The following is a 12,135-nucleotide window of genomic DNA, read 5'->3' as shown; positions in this document are numbered from 1 at the left end:
GAAGGCGAGCGGGCCCGGAAACACGTGCTCCCCGAGCCGTGCTGCCACCGGTAGACAGTGTCTACCCGGAGCAACACGACTCGGGGAGCAAGAGCTCTCCCGCGGGGAGCGCCCGCGGGCCGAGGCTGCTACGCGTCCTGCAGCTTCAGCCGCGCCGACGCGCCGGCCAGCACGAGCACCGTGTAGCCGGCGAGCACGCCGATGCCCACCCACGGGTCGAGGACGTCGGGGAACGCACCCGCGTTCGGCGTGATCTGCGCACCCGCCACGCTCGGCAGCAGCTTGTTCACCACGCCGACCCACTCGAGCTGGGCCGCGGCGAACGTCGCGACCTGGAAGATCGTGGGGATCACCAGGAAGATCGCGACCACGGTGAAGATCGCGCCCGCCGTGTGCCGCAGCAGCGCGCCGAGCGCCAGGGCGAACACGGCCACGAGCGTCACGTAGAGCACGGTGCCGCCCAACGCGCGCACCTGGCCGCTGTCGCCGAAGTCGACGGTGGCGTCGTTGGGGTTCAGGAGCGGGTAGGTGACGAGCCAGCTCAGCGCCAGCGACACGGTGGTGAGCACCGCCGTCACCAGGATGAGCACCACGGCCTTGCCGAAGAAGGCCGGGAGCCGGGCGGGCACCGCCGCGAACGTGGACCGGATCATGCCGGTGGAGTACTCACCGGTGATCATCAGGGCGCCGAGCACCGCGACCACGAGGGCCGCCATCTCGTAGCCCGCGGCCACGACCGCGGGCCCGCCGAGCATGCCGCTCATCGCGGCCTGGTCCTCGGGCGAGGCGCCCTCCATCTCGTTGCCGAAGAGCTGCACCACGAACGCCAGCAGCAGCGCGAAGCCGACCATCACCACGACGGTCGCCCCGAGCGTCCACCACGTCGAGCGCAGCGTCCACAGCTTGATCCACTCCGAGCGCAGCACGCGCCAGAAGGTCACGTTGTGCACCTGGGTGTGCTCCGTCGTCGGGCCCGACGACGCTCCGCTCGCCGGAGCGGTCACCGTCGCGCTCATGCCTTGCTCCCCTCGATGTGGGACGTCGCCGCGGCCACGTGGGCGAGGTCCTCGGACTGGTACTCCACCGAGTCGGCGGTGAGCGACATGTACGCCTCCTCGAGCGTGGACGCGACGGGCGTGAGCTCGTGCAGCACGATCCGCGAGGAGGCGGCCAGCTCGCCGACGGCGGACGCCTCGGCCCCGCGGACCTCCAGCAGGCCGGGCTCGACGTCCTCGACCTCGGCGTTCTTGGCCTTCAGGAGGTCGGCGAGCTCCGTGGCCTGCGGCGACCGGACGCGCACGACCTTGCGGGCGGCGCCGTCCACGAACTCCGCGACCGGGGAGTCGGCGAGGATGCGACCACGGCCGATCACGATCACGTGGTCGGCGGTCAGCGCGACCTCGCTCATGAGGTGGCTCGACAGGAAGACCGTGCGGCCCTCGGACGCCAGGTACTTCGCGATGTTGCGGACCCAGAGCACGCCCTCGGGGTCGAGCCCGTTGACGGGCTCGTCCAGGATCAGGGTGCGCGGGTCGCCGAGCAGGGCCGCCGCGATACCGAGGCGCTGGCCCATGCCGAGCGAGAAGCCGCCCACGCGCTTGCTCGCGACGGGCTGGAGACCGGTGAGCTCGATGACCTCGTCGACGCGCCGGGTGGCGATCCCGTGCGTCGCGGCCATGGCGAGCAGGTGGTTGCGCGCGGTGCGGCCGGTGTGCACGGCCTTCGCGTCGAGCAGGGCGCCGACCTCGGCCAGCGGACGGCGGTGCGCCGTGTACGGCTTGCCGTTCACGGTGACCGAGCCCGCCGTGGGCCGGTCCAGCCCCACGATCATGCGCATGGTGGTCGACTTGCCGGCGCCGTTCGGGCCGAGGAAGCCCGTCACCTGGCCCGGCTGGACGGTGAACGTGACGTCGTTCACGGCGGTCTTGGCGCCGTACCTCTTCATCAGGCCTCTGGCCTCGATCATCACTTGCCCTTCCAGGAGACTCGTAACTACGAGAGTAGGTAGAGGACATGGCCGGCGCACCCAATACCGGTCCGGATCATCCCGTGGTCGGACCCACTTCATCCGTTGGTATGACCTGGGAACTCCTGGAGTGTCTGCAGCGTTCCCTAGGATGGTCAGACAGACCAGGAGGAGCAGATGAGCAACCCCGTCTTTTCTAGAAGCGACGTCTTCGGTGAGCCCCGTCGCACCGGCGCTGCCGGTGCGCGTCGCGGCGGCACCGCCACCTACCCCAACCAGACTCCCGCATACGGCACTCCGCCGCAGCCTGGCCAGTACGGTCAGTACGGCGCCGCGGGACAGCAGGCGATGGACGCGTCGCAGCTCGACGCGATGTACCAGTCGCCGTCCGCCACCACGGCGGACACCAAGCGGCTGACGTACGACGACGTGATCGTCAAGACCGGTGGGCTGCTCGCCCTCCTGGTCGTGGTCGGTGCGGCGACGTGGACGCTCGCGCCGGGCCTGTGGATCTTCGGCATGATCGCGGGTCTTGTGCTGGGCCTGGTCAACGCGTTCAAGCGCAACCCGAGCCCCGTGCTGATCATCCTGTACACGATCGCGCAGGGCATGTTCCTCGGCGGCATCTCGATGTTCTACGAGGCGCAGACCAACGGGATCGTGCTCCAGGCGGTGCTCGCGACCGTCGCGACCTTCGCCGCCGCGCTCTTCCTGTTCAAGTCGGGCAAGGTGCGGGTCACCCCGAAGTTCACGCGCTGGCTGATCATCGCGATGGTCGGCTATGCCGCGTTCTCGCTGATCAACCTGGTCCTGGTGTGGACCGGCGTGCTCGGCGGCTGGGGCATGCGGGGCGGCACGCTCGGCATCATCATCGGCCTGGTGGCCGTTGGTCTGGCCGCCGCGTCGCTGATCGTCGACTTCGACTCCATCAAGCGTGGCGTCGAGGCGGGCGTGCCCGCCAAGATGGCGTGGTCGGCGGCCTTCGGCCTGCTGGTGACGCTGATCTGGCTGTACCTGGAGTTCCTGCGCCTGCTGGCGATCTTCAACAGCAGCGACTGACGCTCCTCCGGCCGCTGACGCGGTCGGTGCCGGCACGACGAGGCGTGCACCCCGACGGGGTGCACGCCTTCGTCATGCCCGACGGTTCCGGACCGCGCCGGCGACCAGCACGCAACCGACCGCGACCAGGAAGCCGTGTGTGATCCGCAGCTCCGGGCCGCCGAAGAACTGGGGGAGCACCAGCACCAGGCCGAGCGCCAGCGGCAGCCCGATCCACCGCGGGTGCGTGCCCGAACCCTGCGCGCCCGAACCCCGGGTGCTCGAACGCCACAGCGCGACGGCGAGGAGCACTCCGGACGCCGCGAGCAGGAGCAGCCCGGCGCCGAACGCCGTGATGGCCCACGGCTGCATGCGCAGCACCTCGACCTCGGCGAGCAGTCCGAGGTCGCCGTCGCGCAGCGCCGCCTCGGCGAGGGTGCGGATGCCGAAGATCTCGGCCCCGAAGTAGAGCGCGGCGAACCCGGCGCCCGCCCAGGCGGTGATCAGCGCCCAGGTCGCGCTGCGGACGCCCGGTGCCCGCGGGGCCGGGACGCCGGCACCCGTACCCGCACCGGCGAGCAGCGTCCGCAGACCGAGCAGCGCCGGCGCGATCAGGCCCAGGCCGAGGATGCCGCACAGGTGCGCCACGACCCAGCGGTCGGAGGCGAAGGCGGCGGCCAGGTCGGCGCTCGCGACGGTCTCGTCCGGCCAGGGGCGCAGCACGGGGAAGAGCAGGAAGGCGAGCCCCGCCGCCAGGAAGGCGACGGCGGTCCAGCGTGCGGTCGTCGAGCGCGCCCCGGTGGGGCTGCCGGTCGAAGCGGTCGTGGCGGAAGAACGAGTGGTGGTGCCCTGAGCGGTGTTCATCGGTGGCTCCCAGCGGTGTCGCGGTCCTGCACGGTGTCGGGTGTTGCGGGCGCGGTGCCGGGCACCGCGTCCGGGGCTGCGAGCGCGGTGACGCCCACGACGAGCATGTCGAGCAGCACGGCGAAGCTCTGGTCGACGTCCTCCCGCATCCGGAAGCCGCCTCCGAGCTCCAGCAGGAAGAAGCCGTGGAAGCCCGCCCGGACGGCGCGGATGGCATCGATCAGGCGGTCGTCGGGCAGGCCGAAGCCGTGCAGCACGGCGCCGACCACCTGGACGCTCTCGGCGGCCGCCTCGCGCAGCTTCGCGTCCGCCGGGTCCTCCGGGTCGGGTCCGACCTGGGTGGCCCCGTACCTGCCGGGGTGGGCGTGCGCGTAGGTGCGCCACGCGGTCGCGAGCGCGCGCAGGGCGTCGCTCCCGGCCCGGCCGACGGTCGCCGACGTCGCGGCGGCCGTGACCTCCCGGACGGCGATCAGGGCCACCTCGCGGCGCAGGTCGGCCAGCGAGCCGACGTGCTTGTAGAGGCTGGGGGCCGCGACACCGGCCTTCGCGGCGACCTTGGCGAGGGTCAGGTCCGCGAACCCGCGCGCCCTGCCGTCGTCGACCACCTCCAGCGCCAGGCGCACCACGGCGTCGTGCGACAGGCCCGCCCTAGGCATTCCGGCCGCCGTTCACGCCGCCGGACGCGGCGCCGTTCGCGCCGTCGGCCTCACCGTCGGCCGGCCGGCCCGGGAGCCCGGCGAGGAAGTCGAGCACGGCCGGGACCACGACGTCGGGCGCCTGCTGCGCCGGGTAGTGCCCGGCCTCGTCGACCAGGACGCCGCGCGACCCGATCGTCTCCGTGATCCAGGTGAGCTCCTTCGCCGGGTCGGTGAAGTCGGGGTCGAGCGCGCCGACCACGGCCAGCGACGGCGCGGTGACCTCGGACAGCCGGGCCTCGACGACCGAGTGGTCGAGCACCATGGTGAGCTCGCGGAACGAGCGCAGGTGCGCCGGGTCGCGCAGGCTCTGCCGGACCTCCGCGACCTGCTCGGCGTGCCGGGCGGAGCGGCGGCCCTTGCTGATCGACGAGTAGTAGGCGGCCCAGAACGCGGCGCCCCAGGGCCGGGCGAGGAGCACGCGGTAGACGCCGCGCAGCACCTTCTGCATGGCCGGGGAGCCCGGCTGGCGCAGGAGCGGGCTGAGCAGGACGAGCCCGCGGACGAGGTCCGGGCGCTCGGCGGCCGCCCAGGCGGCGGCGGACGACGCCATCGAGTTGCCGAGCAGCACGGCCGGCCCGGCGCCGAGGTGCTCGACGAGCGCGATGAAGTCCGTGCCGGTGGCGTCGTCACCGTGCGTGCGGAACGTGGTGTCGGAGTCGCCGTGGCCGCGCAGGTCCGCGACGACCACGCGGTAGCCGGCGTCGACGAGCGCGGGGGCGAGGTCGTCGTAGGTGGACCGCAGGTCGCCCATGCCGGGCATGGCGACGACGAGCGGACCGGACCCCGCGTCGGTGTAGGCGATGTTGCCCTCGGGCCGCCGGAGGAAGGAGAGCTGGTTGCTCTGGCTGGTTGTCATAGCCGTAAAGCTACGCTCATTAGCCAAACGGCGCAAGACCCCCCGGAAAAAAGATGAGTGCGGGATCTTCGCGCTGCCGACCAGGGCTGACAGGGCGAAGATCCCGCACTCAGCGGGGGACGCGACGGATCACATGGACCGGGGCACCCCGAAGTAGCCCTTCTCGGCCTCGCCGGTCTCAGCCTTGATCACGTGCATCACGGCGTTGATCAGGGCCAGGTGCGTGAACGCCTGCGGGAAGTTGCCCAGGTGCCGGCCGCTGCCGGGCTCGATCTCCTCCGCGTACAGGTCCAGCGAGGACGCGTAGCCGAGCAGCCGCTCGCACAGCGCCCGGGCCCGCTCCACCTCGCCGATCTCGACCAGCGCGGACACCAGCCAGAACGAGCAGATGGTGAAGGAGCCCTCCTCGCCGCGCAGGCCGTCGTCGGTCTCGTCCGTCCGGTACCGCAGCACCAGGCCGTCCTCGGTGAGCTCGTCCGCGATCGCCAGCACCGTCGCCCGCACGCGCTCGTCGTCCGACGGGAGGAACCGCAGCAGCGGGACGAGCAGCAGCGACGCGTCCAGCGCCGGGTCGCCGTACCGCTGCGTGAAGACGCCGCGGTCGTCCACGCCCTTGGTGCAGATGTCGTCGGCGATCTCGTCGGCGATCTTCTGCCACGCCTTGGCGTAGTCGGGCTCGTCGTACAGCCGGGCGAGCTTGGCGCCGCGGTCCATCGCCACCCAGCACATGAGCTTGGAGCTGGTGAAGTGCTGCGGCTCGCCGCGCACCTCCCAGATGCCCCGGTCCGGCTCGTGCCAGTGCTTCATGGCCTCCTCGACCTGCCGCTTGAGGATGGGCCACAGGGACTCGGGAAGCTGGTCGCGCGACTTGGCGTGCAGCCACACGGAGTCGAGCACCGCACCCCACACGTCGTGCTGGCGCTGGTCGTACGCGGCGTTGCCGATCCGGACGGGCTGGGCGCCCTCGTAGCCCGACAGGTGCGGCAGCTCGAACTCCTCCAGCGTCTCCTCGCCGCCCACCCCGTACATGATCTGGAGCTGCCGGTTGTCGCGGCAGACGTCCTGGATGAACGCGAAGAAGTCGTTGGCCTCGCGCTCCAGGCCCAGCGTGTACAGGCCCCACAGCGCGAACGTCGAGTCGCGGATCCACGCGTACCGGTAGTCCCAGTTGCGCTCACCGCCCGGCGTCTCGGGCAGCGACGTCGTCGCCGCGGCGATCAGCGCGCCGGTGGGGGAGTAGGTCAGCCCCTTCAGGGTGAGCGCCGAGCGCTGCAGGTAGACGCGCCACGGGTGGTCGGGGAAGGTGCCCTGCGTGATCCAGTCGCGCCAGTACCGCTCGGTGCGCCACATCGCGTCGAGGGCTTCCTTGTAGCTGGTCGGCGGGTCCTGCGAGCCCCAGGACATCGCCACGAAGTGCTCGTCGCCCTGCGACATCCGCGTCCGCGCCGTCGCCCGCTTGCCCTCCAGCCCGAACCGCAGGCTGGACCGCAGGTGCACGTCGGGGGTCGAGTCGCCGATCCGGGCCACGACCGCGGAGTACCCGCTGTTCTCGTACTCCCAGTCCACCTCGGACCGCGCGTAGTCCGGGCGCGGCTCGCACTCGACCTCGACCTCGACCGTGCCCGACACGCACTTGATGGTGCGCAGCAGGATGTGCTCGGCGTCGTCGTCCGTGGGCGTGCGGCGGTGCGTCCCGGACCGCGACTCGAGGTCGTGCCACGGCCCCATCAGCATGGCGTCACGCACCACGAGCCAGCCGGTCTCCGTCTGCCACGTGGTCTCGAGGATGAGCGTGCCGGGCAGGTAGCGGCGCGCGCTGGGCACGCGCACGCCGTGCGGGCCCACGCGGAAGTGGCCGGCTCCGCGGTCGAGGATCTTGGCGAAGATGCTGGGCGAGTCGGGGCGGGGGATGCACATCCACTCCACGCTGCCCGACGGCGCGATCAGTGCGTTGGCCTCACAGTCCGACAGGAACCCGTACTCGCCGATGTGCGGGAACTTGCTGCGTCCGTCCCAGGTCTGCGGGGACGGGGCGTCGCTCGATCTGTGCGTTTTCACCGGTGTCGGGCTGGCAGGCGTCGGCTTCTTGCCGCGCCGGGAGGACGTACCGGCGGCAGGGGCGTCGGGCCCCTGCGCTTCAATCGATTCGAGCGTCATGAGCATCAAGGGTTCCGCACGTTCCGCGCGCCTGGCAAGCCGGATCTGTGTGACGCGCGGAACCCGTCCGCATGCTCCACAAAACTCATTCGCGGGCCGTGTCGATCTGTCTGTTTCCCGTTCGACCTGTGGATGAGAAGGTCCCACCAGGGACCGGAAAATCACGGAGGAGAAGAAGCCATGGCGAAGTACATGCTGATCATGCGAGCGACCGACGAGACGGTGGTCGCGTACCAGAAGATGGACTTCCAGAAGATCATGGACGACATGGGCGCGTTCAACGAGGAGATGATCAAGGCGGGCGTGCTCGTGGCCGGGGAGGGGCTCGAGGATGCCGCCGACTCCGTCGTCGTCGACTACTCCACCGACACGCCCGTCGTGACCGACGGGCCGTACGGCGAGACCAAGGAGCTGTTCAACGGCTTCTGGATCCTGGAGGTCGCCTCGAAGGAGGAGGCCGTCGAGTGGGCCAAGCGCGCGCCGCTCGCCGGGCCCGGCAGCAAGGCGGAGATCCGCAAGGTCACCGAGCTCGACCAGTTCCCGCAGGACAACGAGCACATCCAGAACGAGCGGGCCTGGCGCGAGTCCACCGGCCAGCTCTGAGGCCGGGCAGGCAGGGCAGCGGCAGGAAGGGCGGGGAGATGGACGACGACGCCGCACGGCGGGCCGTCGAGGCGGTCTGGCGGATCGAGTCCGCGCGCATCGTCGGCGCGCTCACCCGCTACACCCGCGACTTCGAGCTCGCCGAGGACGTGGCCCAGGAGGCGCTCGCCGCGGCGCTCGTCTCCTGGCCGCGGGACGGCACTCCGCGGGACCCCGCGGCGTGGCTCATCGCGACGGCCCGGCGCCGGGCGATCGACGCCTACCGGCGTCGGGCCGGGCGGGACGAGCGGTACGCCGCCCTGGCGCACGGCCTGGCCGAGGGCGAGGTGGTGGTGGGCGGCCCGACGGCGCCCGGGGCCGGCGCCGGTGCGGGCGACCCGGGCGCCGAGCCGGCGCTGCTCGACCCCGGGCGGATCGACGACGACGTCCTCGCCCTCATGTTCGTCTCCTGCCACCCGGTGCTGTCCCGGGAGGCGCGGATCGCGCTGACTCTGCGGGTCGTGGGCGGTCTGACCAGCGAGGAGATCGCCCGCGCGTTCCTCGTGCCCGTCGCCACGGTCCAGGCGCGCATCACGCGCGCCAAGAAGACGATCGCGGCGGCGCAGGTCCCGTTCGAGGTGCCCGACGGCGAGGACCGGGTCGCCCGGCTCTCGTCGGTGCGGAACGTGCTGTACGTGATCTTCACGGAGGGCTCGTCGGCGACGTCGGGCGACGACTGGATCCGGCACGACCTGGCGCGCGAGGCCGTGCGCCTGACCCGCGTGCTGACCCGGCTCGCGCCCGAGCCCGAGACGTTCGGCCTGCTCGCGCTGCTGGAGCTGACCGCCGCCCGGTTCCCCGCGCGGACCGGGCCCTCGGGGGAGCCGATCCTCCTGGAGGACCAGGACCGGCGCCGCTGGGACCGCGCGGCGATCACCCGCGGCCGCGCGGCGCTCCGGCGGGGCGTCGGCCCGGCGGGCATGGGCAGCTACGCCCTGCAGGCCGGGATCGCCGAGTGCCACGCCGTGGCCCCGTCCGTGCCGGAGACCGACTGGGAGCGGATCGTGCTGCTGTACGAGGCGCTGGGCCGCATCGCGCCGTCGCCCGTGGTGGACCTCAACCGGGCCGTGGCCGTGGCGATGGCACACGGGCCCGACCTGGGGCTGCGGGTCGTGGACGGCCTGGTCGACCAGGGCGTGCTGGCCGGGTCGCACCTCCTGCCCGGCGTGCGGGGCGAGCTGCTCTCCCGGCTCGGCCGCACGGCGGAGGCCCGCGGCGAGTACCTCCGCGCGGCGGAGCTCTGCGGCAACGCGGCGGAACGCGGCGTCTTGGAAGCCAAGGCCGCCGCCCTCCCGTAACCCGCCCGCCTGCCCGCCTCGTTGAGTGCTGGGTATCTGCGCTCGCGAAACGTTGTCGAACAACAAATACCCAGCACTCAGCGGAGGCGGAGGGTGGCTACCAGGACGCCCGTCAGGCACAGGGCGCCGCCTGCCAGCGCTACCGGGGTGGGGACCTCGCCCAGCAGGGCCCAGGACATCAGCACCGCCAGGGGCGCGGCGGCGTAGGTCGCGGCGCCGAGGCGGCCCGCCGTCGTCCGGGTCAGGGCGAAGCCCCAGGTGACGAACGCGATCGCGGTGGGGAACACGCCCAGGTAGACCACGCTCAGGGTGGCCTGCGCCGGGGCCGCGGCGAGCTCACGCAGGAGCACCGGTGCGAACGGCAGGCAGGCGATCGTCCCGGCCAGGCAGCCCAGCCAGGTCATGGTCAGCGAGTCGACCTGGGGCAGCAGCCGCTTCTGCAGGATCGTGCTCCCGGCGTAGATGACGGCGGCGGCCAGCCCGAGGAGCACGCTGACGACGTCGGACGCCCCGCTCGAGGTGGCCAGCGCGATGCCGGCGACGCCCGTGAACGCGATGCCGATGCCCACCAGGAGTCGCGCGGGGAAGCCCTCGCCCAGCGAGATCCCGGCGAACACCGCGATGAGGATGGGCGCGAGGCCGACCAGGAGCGAGGCGGTGCCGGCGTCGAGCGTGCGCTCCGCGGCGTTCAGGGCGAGGTTGTACAGCCCGAACCAGAGCACGCCCCAGACGGCGACGCCCACCAGGGTTCGGCCGCGAGGCAGCCGCAGCTTGCCGGCCAGCCCGGCGATCACCGTGAGCGCGAGGGTGCCCACGAGGATGCGGCCCAGGGCGAGGGCGCCCGGCGAGTAGTCGAAGCCGGCGGACCGGATGCCGATGAACGCCGAGCCCCACAGCACCACGGTGACCGCGGCGGCGGCCGGGACCAGGAGGCGGTGCGTGGCCGGCGGCGCGCCCGGGGCGTCCTGGACGGTGGCGGTGCTCATGGCCGCAACACTGCCGGGCGCGAGCGGCGGCGTCTGGCGGTTATCGGCCGTGGTGTTGGTCATGGTGCGATCCTGGCCCGAAACCACTGTGAAGCACCAGCGATTGTTCCTTCATCTGAATTCAGTGCGGCTGTACAGTGGTGCGCATGCTCGACGTCCACCGCCTTCGCGTCTTCCGCTCCGTCGTCGCGTCCGGATCCATCGGCGCCGCGGCGGCGAACCTCGGCTACACCCCGTCGGCCGTCAGCCAGCACGTCTCCGCGCTCCAGCGCGAGACCGGCCTCAAGCTGCTGGCCCGGCACGGCCGGGGCATCCGGCCGACCGCCGCCGGGCGGGCCCTGGCCGCGCAGGCGGACGGCGTGCTCGAACGGCTCGGCGAGGCCGAGTCCATGGTCGCCGACCTACGCGCCGGCCGGACCGGCTCGCTCTCGATCGCCTACTTCGCGTCCGTGGGCTCGGCCTGGCTGCCCGACGTCGTCCGGGTGATCACCACGGACTTTCCCGGCGTCCGCCTGGACCTCGAGCTCGCCGAGCACATCCCGGACAAGACCGAGGACCGGGCCGACCTGCAGGTGGCCGTCGCCCAGACGGGGTTCGACGCCGGCAGCGGGTTCACCGCGCACCACCTGCTCGACGACCCGTACGTCGCCGTGCTGCCGCGCGACCACCGGCTCGCCGGCCGGGACGAGATCGAGCTCGCCGAGCTGGCCGACGAGTCGTGGGTCGACAACGACTTCGCGCGCGGCTGGTGCCGCCGCAACCTGCTGGAGGCGTGCACGGCCGCCGGGTTCAGCCCCACGTTCCACGTCGAGGCGCACGACTACCCGACGGCCGTCGCGTTCGTCGAGGCCGGGATCGGCATGACCGTGCTGCCCGAGCTCGGCGCCGTCCAGCTCCCGGCCGGCACCGTGTCCGTGCCCGTGGTGCGGCCCGCCCCGGTGCGCTCGATCTACGCGGTGCTGCAGGACGCCGTCGCGCACACCCCGCCCGCGATCGCCGCGCTGGAGGCGCTGCGCCGGGCCGCCGTCGCTTCGCGGGCAGCGGTGGTGGCCGCATAGGGTGGGCAGGTACCCGACGCCGGGCGACCGGCGTCATCCCGAGCGAGAGGCAATCCTCGTGACCACGCTTCCTACCGCCTCCGGGTCCTTCGGTGACAAGCCGGAGCTGACCTTCCCCGAGGGTGGCGCACCCGCCGGCCTGCAGGTGCAGGTGCTCGCCGAGGGCAACGGGCCGGTCGTCGAGTCCGGGCGCACCATCGTGGTGAACTACCTGGGCCAGACCTGGGGCGGCCACGTCTTCGACAACTCCTACGACCGCGGCACCACGATCGACTTCCCGATCGGCGTCGGCGCCGTCATCGGTGGCTGGGACAAGGGCATGGTCGGCCAGAACGTCGGCTCGCGCCTGCTGCTCTCGATCCCGCCGGAGCACGGCTACGGCGCGCGCGGCGTGCCGCAGGCCGGCATCGGCGGCGGCGACACCCTCGTCTTCGTGGTGGACGTCGTCGACGTCAAGTGACGCCTGCCGAACCAAGCTGAACCGCTGAGTGGGGGGGGGCTGTGTGGACGGACACCGCCCGGGCGCAGATCCCCCCCCCCCCACGGTTTTTGTTTTTTGGGGGGGGTCAGGG

12 protein-coding genes are annotated in these 12,135 nt (G+C 72.3%); 5 read left to right on the top strand and 7 right to left on the bottom strand.

Annotated features, from left to right (window positions below; all coding sequences use genetic code 11):
• Positions 1-128: 128 nt before the first annotated feature.
• Positions 129-1,016 (bottom strand): ABC transporter permease, encoded by an 888-nt coding sequence (locus tag ACFV9Q_RS12820; protein ID WP_377234724.1) that lies wholly within the window; start codon positions 1,014-1,016, stop codon positions 129-131.
• Complete coding sequence (locus ACFV9Q_RS12815; protein WP_377229050.1) at positions 1,013-1,966, bottom strand: ABC transporter ATP-binding protein; 954 nt, start codon at positions 1,964-1,966, stop codon at positions 1,013-1,015. Before ACFV9Q_RS12815 ends, ACFV9Q_RS12820 begins: the two co-directional genes overlap by 4 nt.
• Before the next feature lie 177 nt (positions 1,967-2,143).
• Between ACFV9Q_RS12815 and ACFV9Q_RS12810 the strand changes: the two genes are divergently transcribed.
• A complete protein-coding gene (locus ACFV9Q_RS12810) occupies positions 2,144-3,025 on the top strand; it encodes a Bax inhibitor-1/YccA family protein (RefSeq protein ID WP_377234723.1) in 882 nt (293 codons plus the stop codon).
• 72 nt (positions 3,026-3,097) lie between these two features.
• On the opposite strand, the gene ACFV9Q_RS12805 is transcribed toward ACFV9Q_RS12810, so the two are convergent.
• The 4 genes from ACFV9Q_RS12805 to ACFV9Q_RS12790 all read right to left on the bottom strand — a co-directional run bounded on the left by ACFV9Q_RS12805 (position 3,098) and on the right by ACFV9Q_RS12790 (position 7,480).
• Complete coding sequence (locus ACFV9Q_RS12805; protein WP_377234722.1) at positions 3,098-3,868, bottom strand: hypothetical protein; 771 nt, start codon at positions 3,866-3,868, stop codon at positions 3,098-3,100.
• On the bottom strand, positions 3,865-4,524 hold the full coding sequence (locus ACFV9Q_RS12800) for a TetR/AcrR family transcriptional regulator (protein ID WP_377234721.1): 660 nt from the start codon (positions 4,522-4,524) through the stop codon (positions 3,865-3,867). Before ACFV9Q_RS12800 ends, ACFV9Q_RS12805 begins: the two co-directional genes overlap by 4 nt.
• Positions 4,517-5,422, bottom strand: a complete 906-nt coding sequence (locus ACFV9Q_RS12795; protein WP_377234720.1) for an alpha/beta fold hydrolase — start codon at positions 5,420-5,422, stop codon at positions 4,517-4,519. The genes ACFV9Q_RS12800 and ACFV9Q_RS12795 overlap by 8 nt, the downstream gene beginning before the upstream one ends.
• A gap of 129 nt (positions 5,423-5,551) precedes the next feature.
• A complete protein-coding gene (locus tag ACFV9Q_RS12790; protein ID WP_377234719.1) occupies positions 5,552-7,480 on the bottom strand; it encodes a glycoside hydrolase family 15 protein in 1,929 nt (642 codons plus the stop codon).
• Between the two features lie 279 nt (positions 7,481-7,759).
• Between ACFV9Q_RS12790 and ACFV9Q_RS12785 the strand changes: the two genes are divergently transcribed.
• Together ACFV9Q_RS12785 and ACFV9Q_RS12780 are read left to right on the top strand one after the other, a co-directional pair.
• The gene (locus ACFV9Q_RS12785) at positions 7,760-8,182 is read left to right on the top strand and encodes a YciI family protein (protein WP_377234718.1); all 423 of its coding nucleotides are present in this window, start codon (positions 7,760-7,762) and stop codon (positions 8,180-8,182) included.
• A gap of 38 nt (positions 8,183-8,220) precedes the next feature.
• Complete coding sequence (locus tag ACFV9Q_RS12780; protein WP_377234717.1) at positions 8,221-9,519, top strand: RNA polymerase sigma factor; 1,299 nt, start codon at positions 8,221-8,223, stop codon at positions 9,517-9,519.
• A gap of 77 nt (positions 9,520-9,596) precedes the next feature.
• Here ACFV9Q_RS12780 and ACFV9Q_RS12775 read toward each other — a convergent pair whose 3' ends face one another.
• Positions 9,597-10,568: a DMT family transporter gene (locus tag ACFV9Q_RS12775; RefSeq protein ID WP_377234716.1), complete on the bottom strand. Its 972-nt coding sequence runs from the start codon at positions 10,566-10,568 to the stop codon at positions 9,597-9,599.
• Positions 10,569-10,651: 83 nt separating this feature from the next.
• Here ACFV9Q_RS12775 and ACFV9Q_RS12770 point away from each other — a divergent pair, with 83 nt between their 5' ends.
• Both ACFV9Q_RS12770 and ACFV9Q_RS12765 read left to right on the top strand, forming a co-directional pair.
• Complete coding sequence (locus ACFV9Q_RS12770) at positions 10,652-11,563, top strand: LysR family transcriptional regulator (RefSeq protein ID WP_377229059.1); 912 nt, start codon at positions 10,652-10,654, stop codon at positions 11,561-11,563.
• Positions 11,564-11,621: 58 nt separating this feature from the next.
• On the top strand, positions 11,622-12,023 hold the full coding sequence (locus ACFV9Q_RS12765; RefSeq protein WP_182619247.1) for an FKBP-type peptidyl-prolyl cis-trans isomerase: 402 nt from the start codon (positions 11,622-11,624) through the stop codon (positions 12,021-12,023).
• The last annotated feature ends 112 nt before the right edge of the window (positions 12,024-12,135 follow it).

This window comes from Promicromonospora sp. NPDC059942 (assembly GCF_042731755.1).
Taxonomy (GTDB): domain Bacteria; phylum Actinomycetota; class Actinomycetes; order Actinomycetales; family Cellulomonadaceae; genus Promicromonospora.
This window is presented reverse-complemented; position numbering and strand designations above follow the sequence as displayed.

Bases quoted from the DNA above. Each gene is read 5' to 3' on its own strand.
- ACFV9Q_RS12820 (WP_377234724.1), bottom strand. From the start codon at position 1,016: ATGAGCGCGACGGTGACCGCTCCGGCGAGCGGAGCGTCGTCGGGCCCG.
- ACFV9Q_RS12815 (WP_377229050.1), bottom strand. From the start codon at position 1,966: ATGATCGAGGCCAGAGGCCTGATGAAGAGGTACGGCGCCAAGACCGCC.
- ACFV9Q_RS12810 (WP_377234723.1), top strand. From the start codon at position 2,144: ATGAGCAACCCCGTCTTTTCTAGAAGCGACGTCTTCGGTGAGCCCCGT.
- ACFV9Q_RS12805 (WP_377234722.1), bottom strand. From the start codon at position 3,868: ATGAACACCGCTCAGGGCACCACCACTCGTTCTTCCGCCACGACCGCT.
- ACFV9Q_RS12800 (WP_377234721.1), bottom strand. From the start codon at position 4,524: ATGCCTAGGGCGGGCCTGTCGCACGACGCCGTGGTGCGCCTGGCGCTG.
- ACFV9Q_RS12795 (WP_377234720.1), bottom strand. From the start codon at position 5,422: ATGACAACCAGCCAGAGCAACCAGCTCTCCTTCCTCCGGCGGCCCGAG.
- ACFV9Q_RS12785 (WP_377234718.1), top strand. From the start codon at position 7,760: ATGGCGAAGTACATGCTGATCATGCGAGCGACCGACGAGACGGTGGTC.
- ACFV9Q_RS12780 (WP_377234717.1), top strand. From the start codon at position 8,221: ATGGACGACGACGCCGCACGGCGGGCCGTCGAGGCGGTCTGGCGGATC.
- ACFV9Q_RS12775 (WP_377234716.1), bottom strand. From the start codon at position 10,568: ATGACCAACACCACGGCCGATAACCGCCAGACGCCGCCGCTCGCGCCC.
- ACFV9Q_RS12770 (WP_377229059.1), top strand. From the start codon at position 10,652: ATGCTCGACGTCCACCGCCTTCGCGTCTTCCGCTCCGTCGTCGCGTCC.